Source organism: Acinetobacter lwoffii, from assembly GCF_019343495.1.
In the GTDB taxonomy this organism is placed as follows: domain Bacteria; phylum Pseudomonadota; class Gammaproteobacteria; order Pseudomonadales; family Moraxellaceae; genus Acinetobacter; species Acinetobacter lwoffii_P.
Genome location: NZ_CP072549.1, coordinates 2746858 through 2769093, shown reverse-complemented (window position 1 = coordinate 2769093; position 22236 = coordinate 2746858). Strand labels below are relative to the sequence as shown.

Genomic DNA, 22236 nt, shown 5'->3' with positions numbered 1-22236 from the left:
ATAAAAAATCGTGCTAATTTTTATTAGCACGATTTTTTAACTTATCCTTTTGTGAGATTTAACCTCATCCAACCCTCTCCTATAAGGAGAGGACTTTAAGGAGCTTACATCTCTACCATTTCCACGCCATCAATACGGGCAACAGTCATCAAATCTTTATCACCACGACCTGAAACCGTCGCAATAATAATTTGATCTTTATCCATGGTCGGTGCAAGTTTAGTGACATAAGCCATAGCATGTGCGCTTTCTAACGCCGGAATAATGCCTTCAATCTTGGTCAAGTCGCGGAAACCCTGTAAAGCTTCCTGGTCATTGATTGGTACGTATTTCACGCGATCCATATCTTTCAGGAAACTATGTTCCGGACCCACACCCGGATAATCCAGACCTGCAGAAATTGAATGGGTTTCGATGATCTGGCCTTGTGCATCCGACATCAGGTAAGTTCGGTTACCATGCAGGACACCGATATGACCGGCATTCAACGGCGCAGAGTGCTTGCCTGATTCAATCCCATGACCTGCTGCTTCAACGCCGTACATTTTCACGTCTTGATCGTTCAGGAATGGATAGAACAAGCCCATTGCATTGGATCCACCACCGACACATGCTACCAGTGCATCTGGCAGACGGCCAGCCTGTTCCAGAATCTGACGGCGTGCTTCACGACCAATGATCGACTGGAAATCACGAACCAACTGTGGATATGGGTGTGGACCTGCCACAGTACCAATCACATAATAGGTTGAATCAACATTGGTCACCCAATCACGCATGGCTTCATTCATGGCATCTTTTAAGGTTTTAGAGCCACTTTCTACCGGCACAACCGTCGCACCTAATAAACGCATACGGTAGACGTTCATCGCCTGACGTTTTACATCGTCTGCGCCCATAAATACTACGCATTCAAGACCTAAACGTGCTGCAATCGTTGCCGTTGCTACACCGTGCTGGCCTGCCCCTGTTTCGGCAATAATACGTTTCTTGCCGGAAAGCTTCGCCAGCAAAGCCTGACCGATTGTATTATTTACTTTGTGCGAACCGGTATGGTTCAGGTCTTCACGTTTCAGGTAAATCTGTGCGCCACCCAACTCTTTCGACCATCGTTTAGCATGATATAAAGGACTCGGACGACCGACGTAAAACGCCATGTCACGGTCAAATTCTGCCAAAAACTGCGCATCATCTTTCATACGGAAATAGAGCTTTTCCAAGTCTTCTAAAGCCGCCATGAGTGTTTCTGACACAAAACGTCCGCCATGAATACCGAAATGCCCGCGTTCATCCGGGAATTGGGTATAGTCAACTGCCTGACTGTTCTGGCTAGTACTTTGCTGATCCACGATGGACTCCTTGCATAAAGCGTTCTATGAGTTGTTGGTCTTTAATACCTTTTGCGGACTCGACACCGCCACTCACATCGACGGCATACGCCTGTGTGGTGAGAATTGCCTGTTCAATATTGTCAGGATTTAAACCGCCTGCCAAGATCAAGGGAATATTGAGTTTGGGAAATGTGTCCCAATCGAAGCTGTGCCCTGTGCCACCTTTCAGATCAGGATGCCATGCATCTAATAGCACTGCGCTTGCGCCTGCATCTTGATAACCTTGAATTTCTGCAACCACATCCAGATCAGGTTGCACCTGAATGGCTTTATACCAGCGGCGTCCGACCTGCTGGGCGATGGCCTGACATTGTTCAGGTGTTTCATCGCCATGAAATTGCAAAATATCGAGCGGAACGGTTTTAAGAATATGCTGAATTTCATCTGCGCGACTATTTACAAATAAACCTACGGCCTGCACATAAGCCGGAACCGCCCGGATCAGGATTTCAGCCTGCTCTAAAGTAACATGTCGTGGACTCGGTGGATAAAACACAAACCCTATCGCATCACAGCCAGCATTGACTACGGCATGTACATCTTCAACTCGGGTGATTCCACAAATTTTGGCACGGGTTCGCATATTATGTTGGCTCTAGATCTACCAATGTATTGAACAATCTGTAAGATTGGGGCAAATCATTGTAATGCAATTTTTCTGACTTGCGTAAAAGTTCATCCGGATTATTCTCTATGCAGATTGTATATAACTCATACTGACTTTATACTGCGCTCACTTTGCAGCAAGTCCAAGCCTTCAGGCTTTAGGGAAGCTGGTGTAAATCCAGCACTGCCCCCGCAACGGTAAAAAATGAAACGTCTATCAATTTAAACTCTTCGGTTTACACCACTGCATCTTGATGTGGGAAGGTGGATATACAGCAAAGTCGCTGCTTTGCACATTTAAGTCCGGAAACCTGCTTGTTGTGTTCTATAACTCAATCATTCACGGGGAAGTGAATGTAGGGAGCTTTAACATGTCACTTCATTGTCAACCTACTGCCTTGGTAGGTGCGATCGCACTTGCGTTGGGTACCACTTCATCTGTTTTTGCTAACGAGCAAGAAGTTGCGAAAGCATCTTTAGATACCATTGTGGTCACGGCATCACGCAGCGAACAAAATATTGAAAATGTGCCGATGCGTCTAAATGTGCTTGATGAAAAAACGATTCAACAATCTCCTATTGCTGACTTACCTTCTTTATTAACGAAAGAAGCAGCGCTATCAGTCAAACAAGTGGGTGGCTATGGTCAACCAGCTTCAATTTTCTTACGTGGCAGCAATGCCGCACATACCTTAATTTTACAAGATGGTATGCGCTCCAATACCGCAACTGTTGCAGGTACAAATTTACATTTAATTGATACGACAGACATTAAGCAAATTGAAATTCTAAAAGGCCCTGCATCGGTACAATACGGTACTGATGCAATTGGAGGTGTAATTCAACTCATTTCCAAAACACCGACAGAAAATAGTGCGTTTACAACGGTCGAAGTCGGTGAAAAAAGTACCTACAAATCACTTGTCGGTATTGATGCTGCTGAAAATGGCTATTACGCCCAAATTCGTGGGCAACGCCTAGAAACAGATGGTGACCAAATTATTAGCAATCAATCTAAAAAAGCAGGTTTCGATCAAAAAGGCTATTCAGCGAAATTAGGCGTTGATCAAGACAACTTTGGATTGTCAGCGGAATTTAAAGAAAATGAAGGTCACGGCGACTACTTCTCTTATGGTGCACCAGAAGCTTATGATTTCACCAATCGCCTTTATAATATTAAAGGTTATTTTAAGCTTAATCCAAATTTAGTGTGGGAAACTCGCCTATCAGAATTTGAAGATGAATACGTAATTGTACAAAGCGCTTATCCATCGACTGTAATCACTGAACAACAAGAAATAGATTCCAATATTCAATGGCAAATCAACGCCGAGCATAAACTTCTTGCGGGTGTACATTACAATAAGACAGAAGCTGAAAGTTTAAACACCTTTAAAGATGAAAATGATAGCACTGGCTATTATTTACAGCACCAATATCAAAATGATGTCATCAGCACCCAAGCGGGTATTCGAGTTGAAGACAATCAGCAATTTGGTACACATAGTGTAGGACAACTCGCTGTTCGACATACCCTAAGCCATACATCAAGTATTTATGCCAATGTCGGAACAGCATTTCGTGCCCCAGTTGTCGGGCAAATTATTAGTGAACCCGCTTGGTGGGGCGGTAATCCTGACCTACAACCAGAAGAAAGTGTATCTTATGAAATTGGTTTTGATCATCTAATCACCCCATCAATGACATTATACGGTTCTGCTTTTCAAACCCAAGTCGACAATATTATGGTCTCTAACGGAGATACCAACTGGGTATTTGAAAATATGGACAGCGCCACCTTTAATGGTGCTGAATTGGGTTTAAAATTGACACAAGATGACTTCTATGCCAATGCTGAATATGCGTATATTCAAGCTAAGAACGATGATAAAGATAAAGATTTGCCAAATCGCCCACGCCAAAACTTCAACCTAACCTTGGGTTGGGATAATGGTCAGTATGGTGCGTCCACGTCTTTAGTAGCTAAAGGTAAATCTAAGGAGGATAAAGGCCTTATTCCAGGCTATGCAGTCATTGATATGAATGCCTATTGGCAAGTGAATCCTCACTTAAAAACCTTTGTGAATATTCGTAACCTAGGTGATACCAATTACAAAACAGCATTTAATGATGCCACATCTTATTACATTGCCAGTGACCGCCTCGCTTCTATTGGAATCACTTTTAAATACTAAGCTCTAAACAGCAAAAAACTTTAAAACAGCGCAGTTTATGGATAATGTTATGACCGACATTATCCTTTTTTATTATCTTCATTAAAAATTCAAGGAACACATATGGGCCACCGTTTAAGTAAAATTTACACGCGCACAGGCGATTCAGGTACCACAGGACTCGGTGATGGCTCACGTGTTGCCAAAGATGATTTGCGTATCACAGCACTCGGTGATGTCGATGAACTGAATGCCGTGATTGGCGTATTACGCGCACAAATTTCAGCAAGCAACATTGAAGATCAAGCCGCTTGGGATAAATCTTTAAGCCTGATCCAGCACTGGTTATTTGATCTAGGCGGTGAAGTCTGTATTCCGGGTTTTAATCTGGTGCAACCGGTATCGATTGAGTTTCTGGAAAATGATATCGACCGCATGAATGAAGCTTTGCCGATGCTCAAAGACTTTATTCTGCCTGCTGGAACGTTGGTGTGCAGCTTTGCCCATCAGGCCCGCGCTGTTTGCCGTCGTGCAGAACGCAGCGTAATGTCAGTTCATCACCGTGACCAAAATATTCAGGCAGCGTCACTGCAACTACTTAACCGTTTATCGGACTGGTTATTTGTAGCATCACGCACCCTGCAACGAAGCGAGGGCGGTTCCGAAGTGCTGTGGCAAAAAAATATCAATGACAGCATCGAAAAGTAAAATTATGTTTCAAGTTAGCATCTGAAAATACCCATCAGATGTCTCTTGATTTTACAGAGCATCTGACGAAAATAGAAAGTGTCATCCTTCTGTCACGTAGCCCTCGCAAAATGAACTTAACTTTCCCACTCATGAGCATCTTATGCGCATAATTGGTCATCGTGGTGCACGTGGCGAAGCCCCTGAAAATACCTTGGGCGGTTTTCAATATATTCAGGAGATCGGCATTCGCGCCGTTGAGTTTGATGTCCGTCAACTCAAAGACAATGCCTTAATCATCATGCATGATGACAACTTTGTGCGTACCACCGGTTTGCAGAAGCATCTATACGAGTGTAACCGTCAAGATCTTACCCAATATAATCACGCAATGGCCTGGTCAGAATGGAATAAAATCGAAGCGACCCCACTGCTCGATCAAACCTTAAATGTCATTCGAAATTTTGAGCATATTGAAGTCGAAATTAAAAGTGTTGACTCTGAAGCAGCAGCTGAAAAAATCGCGTTTGAAGTCGAACAGCAGTTACAAGGTTATGAGCAGGCAGCCATTATTACCAGCTTTGATGCCAAAATTCTGGATGCTTTCAAACAGCATAACTCACGTTTAAAACGCGGTTTATTGATTGAAACCGATGTCAAACATCAAGCCATTGATCAGGCGCTGGAACTTGGGTGCTGTCATATTGGCTGGATGGATGAACTGGCCAGTAAAGACCTGATTCAAGCCACGCAGGCTGCCGAGTTGAATATCAGTGTCTGGACAGTCAATGATGTCACCCGTGCCAAACAGCTGCGAGACTGGGGCATTCAGGGACTGATTACCGATTATCCAAAACTGATGCTACAACAACTCTAAGACAACCTCTCTTAGCCTTGATTGATCTAGGTATTTCTTGATCCAGTCCATGTCGATAACGCAATAATGAAAGTGTGAATCTTCCTTAATCAGATTTTATTTGAAAGTGAAATTAAGTTGCCCAACCTCTATATTCTGCAAATTTCCTGATAATATTGTAGAAATTATGAACAACTATTTTCCTCTGATTCATTCGGTTTCCATTTTCTGAAAGAGTGATAATCCTCAGTCACTTAGTCGGAAATCAGAACCCGTCTACGCTCGCAAAATGGTCACTTCTGCCCTACTTATTCTGTTACCGACAAGTACAATACAACCGTACAATAATGCTAGTGATGCCTTAGGGCACATGCTAATATGGACAAGATAGGCTGCTGTTAAAACCAACAGTAGTTTCTGCTTTTTGTTATACCTTCCGAGGTTCTAGGAGTGCTGTTGGAGATGAATGCTCCCTTACCCAAAGCCCCCATCAACTGGATTGCTGTGTTTGCATTGGTATTTTTACCGATTGTAGCCCTGATCGCGATTCCGTTGTATGCGTATCACCATGATTTTAGCGCTGCCGCTTGGATCAGTATGTTTGTTTTACTGGGCGTAAGCAGCCTCGGCATTACAGCAGGATACCATCGCCTGTGGGCACATCGTGCTTATGAAGCCACTTTACCATTGAAAATCATCTTGATGATTATGGGTACATTTGCTGTACAGAATAGTATTTTATTCTGGGCATCTGGTCACCGTACCCATCACCGTCATGTCGATGATGTTGATCAAGATCCGTACTCGATCAATAGAGGTTTCTGGTATGCACATATTGGCTGGATGTTACGTGATTATCCATCAGGTGCAGCCAACTATAAAAATGCGCCAGATCTGTTAAAAGACAAAGTAGTGATGTTTCAGGACAAATACTACGTTCCTTTAGTGATTGCTGTTCATGCCGCGATTTTATTGCCAATTGGCTGGGCAGTCGGCGATGTCTGGGGCGTATTGCTGTTGGGTGGATTAATGCGTTTAATCCTGAGCCATCATGTGACCTTCTTCATTAACTCATTGTGCCACATGTGGGGAAATCGTCCTTATACCGACGAAAATACTGCACGTGACAACTTCGTACTCGCGGTTGCAACTTGGGGTGAGGGTTATCATAACTATCACCACATTTTCCAATACGATTACCGTAACGGCGTGAAATGGTGGCAATACGATCCAACCAAATGGTTGATCTGGACTTGTTCTAAGCTTGGTTTAGCTAAAAACTTGCGCCGTATTCCTAGCTTTAATATCAAAAAAGCGGAATTGGCAATGAAGTTTAAATATGCTGAGCAGGATCTTGCGGTGTATGGTCATGATGTTTCTGAAGACATCTCGGCGGTAAAAACCAAGATTGCACAGGAATATGATGCATTTACCCAAACTTTAAATGACTGGGCAAAGCTGAAAGAACAGGAAATTCAGGTCAAGAAAGCATCGATGGCTGAAAAAATCCATCAGATGGATGACAAGCTGAAAGTTGAATTCCAGCTGGTTGAACAGCGTCTTTCCCATCATCGTCAAACCTTGAATCTACTGGTTCGTAATCTGAAAAAATCTGCAGTTTCTCAATAAAAGCTGTTGAACATTAAAGCCCCGATTGGGGCTTTTTTTATGCCCGAAAGATAACGTGAACTCTCGCTTATACAACAGTTTTATACATCTATCTTTGTTATAGTAAATTTATTCCAATCCTGTACCGATGCCATGTATTTTAACTCTCGCTATCAAACACTACCTGCTCGCCTCTATCACCATCAAATTCCGCTTCCATTAAAAGGTGCAAAAGCCGGACATTTTAATGCAGCATTGGCAGAACAGCTGCAATGGTCGGACGAAGACAAGGCGCAATGGGTCGAGATTTGTAGCGGTCAGAAAGTCTTTGCTGAGTTTGAACCTTTAGCTATGGCCTATGCAGGTCATCAGTTTGGACAATGGGCAGGACAGTTGGGAGATGGTCGCGGGTTGTTGATTGCGCAAATTCTGGATAAAAATAATCAGACCATTGACCTGCATTTAAAAGGTGCTGGTGCAACCCCTTATTCACGCATGGGCGATGGTCGTGCAGTACTGCGTTCAGTCATTCGTGAGTATCTGGCAGGTCATGCCTTAAATGCTTTAGGTGTAGCATCCAGTAATGCAGTTGGTTTTACTTCATCAATCCAAGGTATTCAGCGTGAGAAGCTAGAGCCGGGCGCGATGATGTTGCGTACTTCAGACTGTCATATCCGTTTCGGCCATTTTGAATGGATCAATCAGTATCAGCCAGATCTACTAGCTGAATTTACCCAGAAATGTATCGAATGGCATTATCCAGAATGCCTGCAAGCCGAACAGCCGATTCTGAGCTTTGCCACAAAAGTTATTCAGCGCACTGCGGTGATGATTGCCAAATGGCAACTGGTTGGTTTTGCACATGGCGTGATGAATACCGACAACCTGAATATTACCGGTTCAACTTTGGACTTTGGTCCTTATGGCTTTATGGAGCGCTTCCGTCCGAATTGGATCAATAACCACTCGGATTATCAAGGTCGTTATACCTATCAGCAGCAGCCGAGTATTGGGCATTGGAATTTATGGCAATGGTTAAATAATCTGGTGCCGCTCTGCCCTACCGATTATGACAAAGAACAATGGAAACAGGATTTAGCTGCATGTCTGGAGCACTATGAGCCAACCTTCTTGGAACATTATAAACATGGTTTAAACCAGAAAATGGGCTTGCCAAGTTTCCATAAAGACAGTTTTGACTGCGCAATGGCCTTTCTGCGAATTTTGCAAAGTGAACAACTGGACTACACCCAGAGTTTTATCCGTCTGCAAAATAAAGACTATGAAGCCATTAAAGATGATTGTCTGGACCGACGCCAGTTTGAAGCATTCCTGGCGCAATATGGATCTATCCGTGAACACCAGGATATAGAAGAATTGGATGCCGCCATGCAATTGGCCAATCCGCATTATATTCTGCGGAATCATATGGCACAGAAAGCCATTGAACTAGCAGAGCGGGATGATTTTTCTGAAGTAGACCGCCTGTTTAAATTATTGAGTCAGCCTTATCAGAAACAGCCAGATCTGGAACAGCCTGAAGATTTAGCACCATTGCCAAGTGACGTGCCAGAAGTAATGGTCAGCTGTTCTTCTTAATTTATTCACATCCAAAATAAAAACTGTGGATAATTTAAACATTATTCACAGTTTTATGATGATTTATCCATAGCTTATGACCTTACATACTCTTGCTGCCCAAGCTGCTTTAAAACTGCCTGAGGTCACTGTCACTCAGCCTTTTGGTGAGGGTTGTGATGTATTTAAAGTTATGGATAAAGTCTTTATGCTGACTTTTCATTTGCAAGGCAAAGCTGTCATTAATTTAAAAGTTGAGCCTGATCACGGTGCAATGCTGCGGGATATTTATCCCTATATTCGTGCTGGTTGGCATATGAATAAACAGCACTGGGTTTCAGTTTATGAGGATGAAAATCTGGACGAAGCTTTGATTGAAGATTTAGTGCTGAATTCTTATGAGTTAATACTATTAAAGTTAAAAAAAGTCGATCGGCAGCGAATTGAGCTACTTAAAACAGTACGATAGGTTTTTACCTTGTTTATAGGAATGATGTATATAAAAATTTTAAGATCCATTATCAGAATTATTCAATATATCGTCAGTTATTTAGTTGCATTAAATGCTTCATCATAAAATACCTGGGCTTTCGGAAAAGCCCCATCAAAACTGATCGCTTGAAAATATTCAGCTAGTACATTTTCCAAAATTAAATCGGCAATGGGTTGAAAACCAAAACGAGCATAATACTTAGGATCGCCTAATAGCACACAGCCTTTTGCATTCAATGCTTTCAGTCTGTCCAATGCTGCATGTATAAGCCTTGAACCAATGCCTAAACCTTGATAATGAGGCAAAACTGAAATAGGGCCTAATCCAAACCACCCTGCTGCACCCGAAGACATTGATACGGGAGACACGGCAATATGCCCAACAACAATATTATTTTCAAGAGCGACTAACGATAATGTCAATTGATGATTTTCCCTTAATACATTGATAATAAAATGTTCAGTATGACTTGAATATTCAATGTTTTTAAAAGCGGCTTTTGTTAATTCTTCAATTGCCTGAATGTCATTTATTTGCTCGTCTCGAATCATGATATTCATTATTTTTAGCCCTCTTATATTTATCATTTTCAGATATAAAAAAAGCGAATAAGTTCTCACCTATTCGCTTCTCTTAAACATTAAAAACTTAATCAGTCTTCAGGATATTCAAAACGGTAACCGACCCCATACACCGCCTGAATCCACTCATGACGGTTACCGGTTTCAGCCGCATCTGAAATCTTGCGGCGTAAATTCTTGATATGACTGTCAATCACACGGTCAGCCACATCAAAACTATCCGGATTAATATGATCCAGCAATTGCGCACGTGAATATACCTGTCCGACATGTTCCAGGAATAACTCCAGCAAACGGAATTCAGTTGGCGTTAAATTCAAGGCTTTTTGCTGGTACCAGATGCGCTGTTGTGATTTGTCCATGCGGAATAAATCATTGCTTTCCGGTTCTGATTTACGATCCAGACGACGTAACACAGCCTGTACACGCGCGACCAGTTCCTTCGGGCTAAACGGTTTACAGAGATAATCATCTGCACCCATATTCAGACCCAATACCCGGTCAATTTCTTCAGTACGTGCAGTCACCATAATAATCGGTAAATCCGACTGTTCACGTACTTTACGGCAAATGGTCAGGCCGTCCATACGCGGCACCATCAAGTCCAGAATCATCAGACTCGGTTTACGCTGGGTAAAACTGTTATATGCTTCCTGCCCATCATGAAACATACTGACCTCAAAACCAGCAGCTTCCAGATAGTCTCGCACCAACTGTGCAAGTTCGATTTCATCTTCAACCAGCATGACATGTTTCATCAATATATTTCCTTTATGGTTTCACTTGTTTAGGAAAGCTCAGCTTGCATCGTAAACCACCCAGTGGTGAATGTGCAAAGCTTAAGCTGCCGCCCAGCGCCTGCGTAATTTTACATGATAATGCCAAACCCAGTCCGGTTCCGCCAGTCGCCCGGGTACGCGAATCATCGACACGGTAGAAACGTTCACCAATACGCGCCAGTTGTTCATCAGTCAGGCCAAATGGACTATCATCGATATATAAGGTCCATTCTTTATCATCTTGCGTGGTGTGAATATGCACCTGCCCGCCTGCTTCAGTATAGCGAATACTGTTACTGAGCAAGTTCGCCACAATCTGTTTAAAACGATCCAGATCCAGATTTAACTCAGTCCCTTCGCCATCTGCAGTAACCGTCAATTCAGCTTGCTCAAATTTCGGCTGGAAGTTGATGAGTTCCTGCTGCACCACCTCCCACGGATTTACCGAGGAGAAATAAAATTGCAATTGCTGGGCATCGACCTGTGCCAGCGCGGCCAGATCTTGGGTCAGTTTTTTCAGGCTGTTTACCTGCGCCAGCATGGACGCAAAATGTTCAGGCGTTGGTTTACGAATCCCGTCCTGCATCGCTTCAATCTGTGCCTGTAAGACTGCTAGTGGCGTTTTCAACTCATGCGAAGTATCTGCCACCCACTGACGGCGCGAGGTTTCATGCTGATCCAGAATCACCGCCAATGCATTTAATTCATTGGATAAATCACCTAGTTCATCATTCCGGTTTACTTTAACCTGATACTGATAATTCCCCTGAGTCAAGGCACGTGTACCATTGAGCAGACGTTGAATCGGCTTTTTGAAATAAGTTGCCAATAACAGGGAAGCAATCAGACTCGCCAAAATACTGAGTGCATAGACCAGAAATAAATAACGCTTCTGGTTACTAAAGAAATTGATACTTAAGGCATCATCCTGATCCAGAACCGGTTTTAAGCCCAAATAGCCGACAATCTGATTATTCACCATAATCGGGCGATAAGAAATCTGTTCATCTGAAGCCTCACCCACTACGAAACGACGTTTTGCATCATACAGGGAGAGACGTGAACTGAGACCAAGACGGTCCGGCATCTGGATAAACTGTTTCTTGCCAGTCGGTTGCTGTGCTGGCTGCTCACCATTTTTGCGATCAGTTCTAAACAGATTCTGATTAGAACTGAGCGGGAATTTCAAGCCTTCAAAAGGCTGAAACTGGGAGGGCAAATTAGAGGCCAGCAAACGTAATTCTTCTTCATTGACCTGACGTTGTGGCAACTGTGGATCCACCATACTCGGTGCCACTTGAGCCAGGGTCTGTTCTTGAAAATAACGCTGCTGCAAGGCAATATCATACTGACGGCGCAGCCACCAGCGTGATAATCGGTCATAATCATCTGGTGCGGCTTCACCTTCCATCTGGAGAATCTGTGCCTGAATCGCATTGCCCCAGTCCTGATAAACTGCATAGACATCTGCCAGATTTTCAATCACATAATCCAGCTTCTGCATTTCGACATCAGCGACATAGCGGGCGAAATTACGCTGCATATTCAGATGCAATACACCTAGGCTCACCGTGGTAATGACCAGCGTGGTCAACAGCACGGTCAAAAATAGACGTAATGCAATGGGAATACGGCGAATGTTCAAAACTAAAATCTCAATTTTTCTTCTATATTCATTATTGTAGCGAACACCGAAGCAAAAAACTCTTCATTGTTTCTTCATCTTTATTGTTTAATCTTTATCTAACATAGAATCAGCTTCTTGACAGGATAAATACAATGCAAGCCATGACAAAAATAGCTTTAATCAGTGCAAGTGTTTTATCAATGGGTGCGTTGACTGCCTGTCAATCCACCAGCAATGTCCCAAACAATGATCATTCCCACATGATGAAACATCATGAAGGCAAAAAACAGCATCTAACTCCCGAACAGCGTGAACAGTTAAAGGCAAAACGTGCAGAACGCATGCAGTTTGCTAAACAGCTTCAACAAGCCTGCGACAATAAAGCTGTGGGCTCGGCCGTTCAAATCAAGACTGGTGACAAGACTATAGACGGCACCTGCAAGATGGTCTTTAAAGCAGATCGTAAAGAGATGAAAAGCCATCGCGATGAACATCGTGGCATGAAAGCTGAACATCATCCAATGCGTGCCGATATGCGTAGAGGCATGATGCACGGTGAAGTCTTGACGGATGCCAAACGTGCAGAATTAACCAAACAGTTTGATCAGCGCCTCGCTCAACATCAGGCACATCAACGAGCCATGCTGCAAGCCTGTCAAGGCAAAAAAGACGGGACTGCTGCACAGATCAAGATGAGCGAACAAACTATCAATGGCAAATGTCATGTCCGTTTCCAGCCCACAGCCTCTACCTATTAATGCATAGGAATCAAGGCTTCACGACTAGCACCTTCGGGTGCTTTTTTATTGCGTGCTCTTTCATGCATACAGTTGACTATTCGTTTCCTGCAGAATATGGCTAAAGTCTTTATACTCAAGACCTTTAATGCGTCATGCAGATTAATCTTTGACTTTACAGTCACCAAGAAAACACCCCGAAAAGCTTGTACCGCAGGGGAAGTTGTTGCACGATTAGATCATTCCAAACCGTGTCAGTGAAGACAGGTTTTAGTTCATCTAAGATTATAACGCTGGTTCAACCAGTATTGAGGAAACCGATATGCCACAATACAAAGCGCCTTTACGTGATATGCAATTTGTGTTGCATGAATTATTAAATGCTGAACAACACTATGCAAATCTCCCTGCATTCCAAGAAAACGTAAGCCGTGAGCTAGTAGATCAGTACTTAGAAGCTGCGGCCGACTTCTGTGAAAACGAATTGTCTCCGATCAACCAGACCGGTGACCGTGAAGGCTGTACCTGGAATGACGGCGTTGTTACGACTCCGACTGGCTTTAAAGAAGCGTACCAAAAATACATCGAGCTTGGCTTCCCTTCTCTTTCTGCTGAAGAACAATACGGCGGTCAAGGCTTACCGAACTCTTTAGGTATCGCGATTTCTGAAATGGTGGGTACTGCGAACTGGGCATGGGGCATGTACCCTGGCCTGTCTCACGGTGCGGTTCGTACTTTAGAACATCATGGTTCAGCTGAACAAAAAGACGCTTACCTGCCTAAACTGGTTTCAGGTGAATGGACGGGTACCATGTGCTTAACTGAATCTCATGCGGGTTCTGACTTGGGTATTATCCGTACTAAAGCTGAACCACAAGCGGACGGTAGCTACGCAATCTCTGGCGAGAAGATCTTTATCTCTGCTGGTGAACACGACATGGCAGAGAACATTATCCATATCGTACTTGCTCGTCTGCCAGGTGCACCGAAAGGTACCAAAGGTATCTCATTATTCATCGTGCCAAAATTCAATCTGAATGCTGACGGTTCGATTGGCGAGCGTAACGGTGTACGTTGTGGTTCGATCGAACATAAGATGGGTATCCACGGTAACGCGACTTGTGTCATCAACTTTGACAATGCTAAAGGCTTCCTGATTGGACCTGAAAACCGCGGCCTGAACTGCATGTTCACGTTCATGAACACAGCACGTATCGGTACAGCAGTTCAAGGTCTTGCAGCATCTGAAGGTTCATTCCAAGGTGCACTCGCATACGCAAAAGACCGTCTGGCAATGCGTTCTTTAAGTGGTCCTAAAGCACCTGAAAAAGAAGCAGATCCAATTATTGTGCATCCTGCGGTACGTAACATGCTTTTAACTCAAAAAGCATATGCAGAAGGTGGTCGTGCACTGGTTTACCTGTTAGCACAATATGCTGACGTGGTTGAACATGCTGCAGAAGAAGCTGACCGTAAATTTGCAGACAACATCCTGTCATTGCTAACACCAATCGCAAAAGCGTTCCTGACTGAAACCGGTTCTGAAGCTGCGAAACACGGTGTACAGGTATTTGGTGGTCACGGCTTTATTTCTGAGCACGGCATGGAGCAAATCGTACGTGATACACGTATTGCCTGCTTGTACGAAGGTACCACTGAAATTCAGGCACTAGACTTGTTAGGCCGTAAAGTATTGGGTACGCAAGGTGCAATGTTGAAAGACTTCACCAAGATCATCCATAAATTTGCTGAAGCGCACAAAGACAATGCTGCAATGAAAGAATTCGTTGAACCATTGGCTGCCTTGAACAAAGAATGGGGCGACCTGACCATGCAGATTGGTATGCGCGCGATGCAAAACCCTGAAGAAGTGGGTGCGGCTGCAGTCGATTACCTGTACTTCTCTGGTTATGTAACGCTTGCTTTCCTATGGGCACGTATGGCATTGGTTGCTCAAGAGCAACTGGCTGCGGGCACCACTGAGGTTGATTTCTACAATGCCAAAGTGACCACAGCACGTTTCTACTTCAAGAAGATCCTGCCACGCGTTCGTTCACATGTTGACGTGATCGCAACAGGTTTAGATCCACTAATGAACCTGGATGCGGAACACTTTGCATTCTAAGTTAGTGTCATTCTAACTGCATTATAGAAAAAGGACGGTCAATCAACAGGCAGTCCTTTTTCTTTATAAAGAGTTACAGAATTAACCTTTAGTCGTCTAACATTCAGATTTTGAGTGTTTTAGACTGATTAAAACTCATTTAATCAAACAATAAACAGGTGACACACCATGCCAATTTATAACGCGCCACTTGCCGATATGAAATTCATCCTGAACGATGTCTTCAATGCAGAACAGTTCTGGCAGGCCAATGAAAATCTAGCGCATCTGGATGCTGCGACAGCAGAAGCGATTCTTGAAGAAATGGCAAAATTTTCTCAAAACGTCATGCTTCCTCTGAACCGTACCGGCGATGAAGAAGGCGCAAAAATTGAAAATGGTAATGTGACCACACCTGCTGGCTTTAAAGAAGCGTTCAAACAATATGCAGAAGGTGGCTGGATTGGTCTGGGCGCAGATATGGAATGGGGCGGCCAGGAAATGCCGAAAATGCTAACGGTACTTTCTGATGAAATGCTGTTTGCCACCAACCCGTCTTTCATGCTGTATCCATTGCTTTCTGTTGGTGCGGGCATGGCGCTGAACAGCTATGCTTCACAAGCACAAAAAGAAACCTATTTACCTAAAATTTATTCAGGTGAGTGGTCAGGCACCATGTGCTTAACCGAACCACATGCCGGTACTGATCTGGGTATTATCAAAACCAAAGCTGAACGTAACGAAGACGGCACTTATAGCATCAGCGGCACCAAGATTTTCATCACGGGTGGTGATCATGACCTGGCGGAAAATATTATTCACCTCGTTCTAGCGAAAACCCCAGATGCCCCTGCTGGCTCTCGTGGTATTTCCCTGTTCATCGTACCGAAATTCTTGGTCAATGAAGATGGTTCTATCGGCGAGCGTAATCCGGTCGGCCCAGGTTCAATCGAACACAAGATGGGAATCAAGGCATCAGCAACCTGTGTAATGAACTTTGACGGTGCGAAAGGTTACCTCGTTGGTAAAGAAAATGAAGGTCTCGCTGCAATGTTCGTGATGATGAACTATGAACGTCTGTCGATGGGTATCCAAGGCCTAGGTGCTTCTGAATTCGCTTATCAAAACGCTGCGCAATATGCGACAGACCGTTTACAGGGTCGCAGCGCGGCTGGCGTTCAATCACCAAACAAACCTGCGGACAGTATTCTAGTGCATGGTGATGTACGCCGTATGCTGCTGAATGTACGTGCCAATAATGAAGCTTCACGTGCATTCGCCGTGTATGTAGGTCAACAGTTGGATATCACCAAATTCTCTACTGATCCTGAAGCGGTGAAAAAAGCCAATGACCGTGTTGCGCTATTAACACCAATCGCGAAAGCGTATTTAACGGATACCGCATTCCAGGCGACCCTAGATGCACAAATGGTCTTCGGTGGTCATGGCTATATCCGTGAATGGGGCTTGGAGCAATGTATCCGTGACCTACGTATTTCCCAGATCTATGAAGGCACCAACGGTGTACAGTCACAAGACTTGATCGGCCGCAAAACCATTAAATGTGGCGGCGAATATATCTCTGAATATATCTCTGAAATCCGTGACTTTGCCAATAGTCTGGATGCGGATCTAAACTTTATTAAAGATGCCACACTGGATGCAGCAACTGAAGTTGAATCGGTGACTCAGTACATTCTGGAAGCAGCACGAGAAAGCCATGACTTCCCGAATGCAACCGCAGTTGACTATCTGCACGCTGTAGGTCTGTTGAGCTTCTCTTATATGTTCGCGCGCATTACCAATGCAGCGAAAAATAAAGACGGTGAGTTCTATCAAAATAAAATCGCTCTGGCACGTTACTTTGTACAACGCATTCTGCCTGAACTGGCATTACGCATTACTAAAGTGAAATCAGGTTCTGACGTCATCATGAACTTCTCTGAAGATTATTTCACGACTCAAGCTTAAGCTAAAAATCTGCAATAAAAACGCCTGCATCAGCAGGCGTTTTTTATGAAAATGCAACAATTAAACTTTTTGAATTAGCAAGGTATCCGTCTGATTATTGCTTTTCGGATTCGAATGTTTATTCACAATTTTGATATTCCCCTCTGACTCTAAAGACTCGCAGAGCTCCACCACCTTTTGCATATCTTCAGCCTTAATGCCTACGCCGAGGATTAATTTTTTTCCGGCTTCTAATTGGCTAATTTTTGTTTGAATTTTATCTAACACTTTTTTCTCCTATTTATTCAATGTACCACCCATACAATATAGCAATTTAGTCTAAAATAAGCGCAAAAGTTCAAATAATTTAATCTTTATTTTTCATTCAATCATTCTGTGCATGATCTTTGCACGCTATTCTGTAACTATCTTTATTTCACATGAAAAATCAGGAGGATAATATGTCTAAATCACGTCCGAAAATTGAAAAATTTGAAGCGCTCCTCGACCGTCTTGGTAATCTTGCTGTAGAAAGCTTTCATTATATTGCGCTGTTTATTATTGGCTGTATGGTGATCTGGTCTGCTGGCCATACGGTCATCGACATTCTGACCGTCAAACAGTTCGCCACCATTGACGACATTCTTCTGTTGTTTATTTATCTGGAACTGGGTGCCATGGTCGGCATCTATTTTAAAACCAACCATATGCCAGTACGTTTCCTGATTTATATTGCCATTACTGCACTGACCCGTTTGCTGATTGCAGATATTCAACACACGCATAAAGCCAGCATGGATCTGGTGATTATTACCGGTTCGATTCTGATTCTGGCCTTTGCGATATTAGTGGTGCGCTATGCCTCATGGACCTATCCATCCGTGATCCGTGACAAACATAGTGAAAAGCCATTGCCACTCGGTAAAACACCGCGCCCAGAAGATGATGAATTGGCCTAGTCTTTTAAGCCCTCTTTTTTTTTGCACTTCAGCTTAAAGTAATACTTAAGCCTCGTTCAGGGTTTAGGACTATTTATCTCAAGCAACCTCTCCCTTGCGTAGCAGTGCTACTTGTATCTTGATTGATATAGTGATTAGCTACCACTATACGCAAATTGTAGAGTTTGGAGTGCTGCTAAAATCTTAAATTTGAACCTGAGATAAAACCTACAATTTGCCCTTATCCCTCATACAACTCTGAACGGTAACTAAGCAGTTTGATGCTGTATTCACAAGGTAAGATGATGGTTAATGGGATAAAAATCATAGCTTAAACTCAAGGAATATCACCATGATTATGCTAGGTATTGATGTCAGTAAAACCAAAATAGATTGTTGCATTTTCCCTCAAGGTTTGACTGGAAAAAGAAAAAATAAAATATTTACTAATACAGAAAGTGGCTTTGGCAGTCTGCTCAAATGGCTCATCACTCTTAAAATTGAACCTGATCAAGTGACAGCAATCATGGAAGCGACTTCGGTTTATCATGAGAATTTGGGATATTATCTATATGATGCAGGTGTAAAGGTTTGTGTGGCTAATCCTTCACGAGTAAGAGCCTTTGCCAAAGGCATGTCCATGCTAAATAAAACGGATAAAGCTGATAGTGAAGCTCTTTCACGTTATGGTTACACCGCAAAGTTAATCATATGGCAGCCTGAACCTGAAAATGTCAGATTATTAAAAGCTTTACTAGGCAGACGAGATGTCTATCTAGGTAGTCTATTGCAGGAAAAGAATCGACTTGAAAAGGCGCAGTCCACTCATACCTCCGTTGTTGTGATTAAATTACTTGAAGAGAATATTGAGTATTTAAATCAGCAACTTGAACATATTGATAAGTTAATAAATAATCACATAGATCAAGATCCAACATTGAAACAGGATTTGAAATTACTGCAAACTATTCCTTCAATCGGTGAACGATCAGGCTTATTACTGTTGGGGTTATTTCATTCGCACAAGTTTGAAAAAGCAAGTCAAGCTGCTGCATATGTAGGTTTGGTTCCAGTACATCAGTTGTCTGGCAGTTCAGTCAACAAGCAAAGTCACTTATCAAAAGCAGGTGACAGTAAAATACGCTCAGTATTGTATATGTCAGCATTAACAGCGATTAAATATAATCCACACATTGAAGCTTTATATCAACGATTATTAAGCCAGGGTAAAAATAAAATGTGTGCTTTAGGTGCTGCAATGCGCAAGCTTATACATCTGTGTTATGGCGTTTTAAAACATCAGACTGCCTATCAAAGAGATTATTTATTGGTCGAATAATCTCAAAACCTGATTGACTACCAAGACGGTATCTCATCTCCTCACAGGAGAGGGAACTATTTTGGTCTTTTTAGTTATTTACGCTTATTACTGAATTATTCGTTCAGAATTTAAAGCAGTTTAACGATTCGGCATCAGTACATAGCGTCCGTTTTCATAAATCCAGTAGCTGCCACGTGGCGGTGCTGGTAGTCCTAAACGCTGCCAATCGGTAATTACCGTATATCTCGAACTTTCAATCCGGGCAACATTCGGATCACCATTGACCCACCTATAACTATTCGAATTTTGATAAATGGTGGTCGGTGCCTGATACTGAATATTTAATCCACTTTGACTCTGCGCAGGCGGATAACCCCAATGTGGTGGTCGTTGCGGGTAATGTGGTCGCGGTGGCAGTGGACGTTGCGGATAATGCTGCCGTGGTGGATCATAAGATCGTGGTGCGCTGCGATAATTCGGTACAGATCGGTCTACACCACCATAACCCACCCAGGCATTGCCAGCCATCGTCTGTGCAGAAGCCCCCAATAGCAAAGCAGCGAATATTGCACTCGATAGTACGATTCTCATTTGAGCTTCCTCCGAATAATCTGCTTATATTTTAAACAAAATAGATGCAGAAAATATGGATAAGCTCGTTGGAGCTGCAATTTTTTGTAATGCGCTTGCCTATTTTCAATCTGACAGGCACGTCGGCAAGCTACTGCTTTATGCTAAAATTACTTTTTTTAATGTTTCGAGTTGAATACTGTGTCTGATTTAAATTTCGATCGTTTACATGAATATTTTTCTAAAGTGCCGAGTGTTCAGAAAGAACGGATTGATAGCTATGGTTCAGATGGCAAACAGGCATGGTGGTTTAAGTTTCAGATCAATGTCGATCATCCGCTGGCTTGGCAAACTGTGCAAGAATTAGGTCATGTCCTGAATTATATTTCTAAAAATGAACGTCTCCCAACTCAGTTCCTTCCAGTTTCGCCACCGCCATATATGAATGGTGTAGCCAAAGATTTCCTGTCTTGGGTGATCCAGTGTAATCACGCAGATTTCCCACCCGATGTAGTTTGTGACTGGTTAGAAGCGCGTTTACCAAATCCGGTTGATGATGAAGCGCAATGGAAAATTAAAACCGATATTTCTGAGCTGGATGAATTAACGGATAAAGAGCTGGATCAGCTGGTTCCGCCGAATCCAGAATCAAAAAGCTGATAATAAAAAATCTCCCTAACTCCCTCTTTTTCAAAGAGGGACTTTCCTCCCTTTTTAAAAAGGGAGGTCAGGAGGGATTTAAAATTAAAACGTCGACCAGCCGCTCCATTCCATAAAACGATACAGCCAATATTTAAAGAATGAGTTTTCTGCATATTGAGTGTAATCTACGCTCATCGAACGGCCATTTAGATTTGACCATGCACCCTCAAAATATTGCTGGGCATCCCGGAAGACTTCGGCCTGAGGCTGACCCACCACGCGCATATTAGTTTCCAGATTATAGTTTTTCAAATTGCGTACCGTAAAATTGGCCGAACCTAAAATCATTTCAGCTTGCTGAGCATTGCGCTTCATTAGGATCTTGCTATGACATTGCTCACCCTGAGTATGACACCAACGTACATTTATACCCGCTTCGTGCAATTCTGAAGCCACCTGCCGATTTGGAATTCCATTCTTTTCACGGCCAAAGGCATCTTTATTTGGGTCGAGTAAAATCCGGACTTTGACACCACGTTCATGGGCCGCTATCAGACTTTTGATAATTTTTCGCTCAGACAGATAAAACATTGCCAGATCAATCTGTTCACTGGCTTTCGCGGTCTGAATCAGATTCAGAATCGCATCATAAATGGCTTTTTCAGTCAGCACCTGAGCTTGTGGCTGGCTACTATCTGCCTGAAAATCCCCAGCGACAATGGCTGGCATATTCGCTTGTGACATCATGCCCACAGACAGTTCTGTTTTCAAAATATCCACAGCTGTGCTCCCCCAGACCAATAAACCAATATTGGAATGCTGTGAACTGCCATCATGCGGGTTCATGGACGTGACCAGTGCTTTCCAGCCTTGATCAGTATCCACCACCATGGTTTTGCGATGATTGGCTTTAAAGTTAAACAAATCAAAATAACTGCGCAGGGTAATTTTTTCTGTTCCAAACGGATTCGGCAACCAGCCTGTTTCCGGATTATTGCCAATGCCCTGGCAACAGATATACCAGAAGCCCGACCAGCTTGGATTGGAAGCCCGCAATGGCGTCAGATTGGTTTCAATGACATCAATACCGTGCTGACGTAATTCCCGATACTGCTCGGTTCTAATCCCACCATAAACTGAATTGATCGGATCGGTAATAAATTTGATTTCCACCTCAGGCTGCAACAGGCGCTTACTGATTAAAGCATCGCTCAGTTGTTGACTTAATGCCCGATGCTGCTGCATAGATGCACCGGTTTGCTGATTAAATAAAAACATGTCCAGCACAATCAGCGATTTGGCCTCCGCAATCATCTTCAGCATTTCATTAAAAATGCGATGATCTAAATGCTGTTTTCCTTCTGCATCCAGATAAGTCTGATCGGCCAGAAACTTGACTTCGGCATGACGCAGCTTGCCCGTGTAATTCAAACCTTCTGGCAAAGGCTTATACGTGTGGTAGATCGCCGAAGCCAGATAACCCACGGCCAGCATACTGATGATCAAAGTCGCATAACGGCGATTCGACCAGTTCAATTTATTGTGAATTCGTTGAAAGATACGCATAAGAAAAAACCTAACCCAATATACTCAG

The 22236-nt window shown here is 43.2% G+C and carries 20 protein-coding genes and 1 riboswitch; of the genes, 12 read left to right on the top strand and 8 right to left on the bottom strand.

Features of this window, described 5'->3' with window-relative positions; all coding sequences use genetic code 11:
- Positions 1-104: 104 nt before the first annotated feature.
- Positions 105-1349: a tryptophan synthase subunit beta gene (gene trpB, locus J7649_RS12970; protein WP_219308491.1), complete on the bottom strand. Its 1245-nt coding sequence runs from the start codon at positions 1347-1349 to the stop codon at positions 105-107.
- Positions 1330-1974 (bottom strand): phosphoribosylanthranilate isomerase, encoded by a 645-nt coding sequence (locus tag J7649_RS12965; protein WP_219308489.1) that lies wholly within the window; start codon positions 1972-1974, stop codon positions 1330-1332. The genes trpB and J7649_RS12965 overlap by 20 nt, the downstream gene beginning before the upstream one ends.
- 145 nt (positions 1975-2119) lie before the next feature.
- Positions 2120-2330, top strand: a riboswitch (cobalamin riboswitch).
- Between the two features lie 38 nt (positions 2331-2368).
- Here J7649_RS12965 and J7649_RS12960 point away from each other — a divergent pair.
- From J7649_RS12960 to J7649_RS12935, 6 genes are all read left to right on the top strand, one after another.
- Positions 2369-4192, top strand: coding sequence for a TonB-dependent receptor plug domain-containing protein (locus tag J7649_RS12960; RefSeq protein WP_219308487.1), 1824 nt, complete (start codon positions 2369-2371; stop codon positions 4190-4192).
- Positions 4193-4294: 102 nt separating this feature from the next.
- On the top strand, positions 4295-4879 hold the full coding sequence (locus tag J7649_RS12955; RefSeq protein WP_219308485.1) for a cob(I)yrinic acid a,c-diamide adenosyltransferase: 585 nt from the start codon (positions 4295-4297) through the stop codon (positions 4877-4879).
- Positions 4880-5021: 142 nt separating this feature from the next.
- Positions 5022-5735 carry a glycerophosphodiester phosphodiesterase gene (locus J7649_RS12950; RefSeq protein ID WP_005267434.1) on the top strand — a complete coding sequence of 238 codons (714 nt, stop codon included), beginning with the start codon at positions 5022-5024 and terminating at the stop codon, positions 5733-5735.
- Positions 5736-6176: 441 nt separating this feature from the next.
- On the top strand, positions 6177-7343 hold the full coding sequence (locus tag J7649_RS12945; protein ID WP_005246022.1) for an acyl-CoA desaturase: 1167 nt from the start codon (positions 6177-6179) through the stop codon (positions 7341-7343).
- 132 nt (positions 7344-7475) lie between these two features.
- A complete protein-coding gene (locus J7649_RS12940; RefSeq protein WP_219308482.1) occupies positions 7476-8921 on the top strand; it encodes a protein adenylyltransferase SelO in 1446 nt (481 codons plus the stop codon).
- A 76-nt stretch (positions 8922-8997) separates the two neighbouring features.
- Positions 8998-9369: an MmcQ/YjbR family DNA-binding protein gene (locus J7649_RS12935; RefSeq protein WP_219308480.1), complete on the top strand. Its 372-nt coding sequence runs from the start codon at positions 8998-9000 to the stop codon at positions 9367-9369.
- Between the two features lie 77 nt (positions 9370-9446).
- Here J7649_RS12935 and J7649_RS12930 read toward each other — a convergent pair whose 3' ends face one another.
- The 3 genes from J7649_RS12930 to baeS form a co-directional block, all read right to left on the bottom strand.
- Positions 9447-9953: a GNAT family N-acetyltransferase gene (locus tag J7649_RS12930; protein WP_216986540.1), complete on the bottom strand. Its 507-nt coding sequence runs from the start codon at positions 9951-9953 to the stop codon at positions 9447-9449.
- A gap of 92 nt (positions 9954-10045) precedes the next feature.
- Positions 10046-10732 (bottom strand): response regulator, encoded by a 687-nt coding sequence (locus J7649_RS12925; RefSeq protein ID WP_004278304.1) that lies wholly within the window; start codon positions 10730-10732, stop codon positions 10046-10048.
- A gap of 13 nt (positions 10733-10745) precedes the next feature.
- Positions 10746-12398 carry a sensor histidine kinase efflux regulator BaeS gene (gene baeS, locus J7649_RS12920; RefSeq protein ID WP_219308478.1) on the bottom strand — a complete coding sequence of 551 codons (1653 nt, stop codon included), beginning with the start codon at positions 12396-12398 and terminating at the stop codon, positions 10746-10748.
- Between the two features lie 134 nt (positions 12399-12532).
- Between baeS and J7649_RS12915 the strand changes: the two genes are divergently transcribed.
- The 3 genes from J7649_RS12915 (at position 12533) to J7649_RS12905 (ending at position 17192) form a co-directional block, all read left to right on the top strand.
- Positions 12533-13138: a hypothetical protein gene (locus tag J7649_RS12915; protein ID WP_219308476.1), complete on the top strand. Its 606-nt coding sequence runs from the start codon at positions 12533-12535 to the stop codon at positions 13136-13138.
- A 301-nt stretch (positions 13139-13439) separates the two neighbouring features.
- On the top strand, positions 13440-15242 hold the full coding sequence (locus J7649_RS12910) for an acyl-CoA dehydrogenase C-terminal domain-containing protein (RefSeq protein ID WP_219308473.1): 1803 nt from the start codon (positions 13440-13442) through the stop codon (positions 15240-15242).
- A 168-nt stretch (positions 15243-15410) separates the two neighbouring features.
- Entirely contained in the window at positions 15411-17192 is a 1782-nt protein-coding gene (locus tag J7649_RS12905; RefSeq protein WP_180038786.1) for an acyl-CoA dehydrogenase C-terminal domain-containing protein, read from the top strand.
- A 60-nt stretch (positions 17193-17252) separates the two neighbouring features.
- On the opposite strand, the gene J7649_RS12900 is transcribed toward J7649_RS12905, so the two are convergent.
- Positions 17253-17459 carry a hypothetical protein gene (locus J7649_RS12900; protein ID WP_005261855.1) on the bottom strand — a complete coding sequence of 69 codons (207 nt, stop codon included), beginning with the start codon at positions 17457-17459 and terminating at the stop codon, positions 17253-17255.
- Between the two features lie 173 nt (positions 17460-17632).
- Between J7649_RS12900 and J7649_RS12895 the strand changes: the two genes are divergently transcribed.
- Complete coding sequence (locus tag J7649_RS12895; RefSeq protein ID WP_004647497.1) at positions 17633-18130, top strand: phosphate-starvation-inducible protein PsiE; 498 nt, start codon at positions 17633-17635, stop codon at positions 18128-18130.
- Positions 18131-18461: 331 nt separating this feature from the next.
- Positions 18462-19448 (top strand): IS110 family RNA-guided transposase, encoded by a 987-nt coding sequence (locus tag J7649_RS12890; protein WP_004278529.1) that lies wholly within the window; start codon positions 18462-18464, stop codon positions 19446-19448.
- A gap of 120 nt (positions 19449-19568) precedes the next feature.
- Here J7649_RS12890 and J7649_RS12885 read toward each other — a convergent pair whose 3' ends face one another.
- Positions 19569-20021, bottom strand: coding sequence for an RcnB family protein (locus J7649_RS12885; protein ID WP_219308471.1), 453 nt, complete (start codon positions 20019-20021; stop codon positions 19569-19571).
- Positions 20022-20201: 180 nt separating this feature from the next.
- Between J7649_RS12885 and J7649_RS12880 the strand changes: the two genes are divergently transcribed.
- Positions 20202-20660 carry a hypothetical protein gene (locus tag J7649_RS12880; RefSeq protein ID WP_004647495.1) on the top strand — a complete coding sequence of 153 codons (459 nt, stop codon included), beginning with the start codon at positions 20202-20204 and terminating at the stop codon, positions 20658-20660.
- 84 nt (positions 20661-20744) lie between these two features.
- Here the strand turns inward: J7649_RS12880 and J7649_RS12875 are convergent, their stop codons facing one another.
- On the bottom strand, positions 20745-22208 hold the full coding sequence (locus J7649_RS12875; protein ID WP_219308469.1) for a phospholipase D-like domain-containing protein: 1464 nt from the start codon (positions 22206-22208) through the stop codon (positions 20745-20747).
- Positions 22209-22236 lie beyond the last annotated feature (28 nt).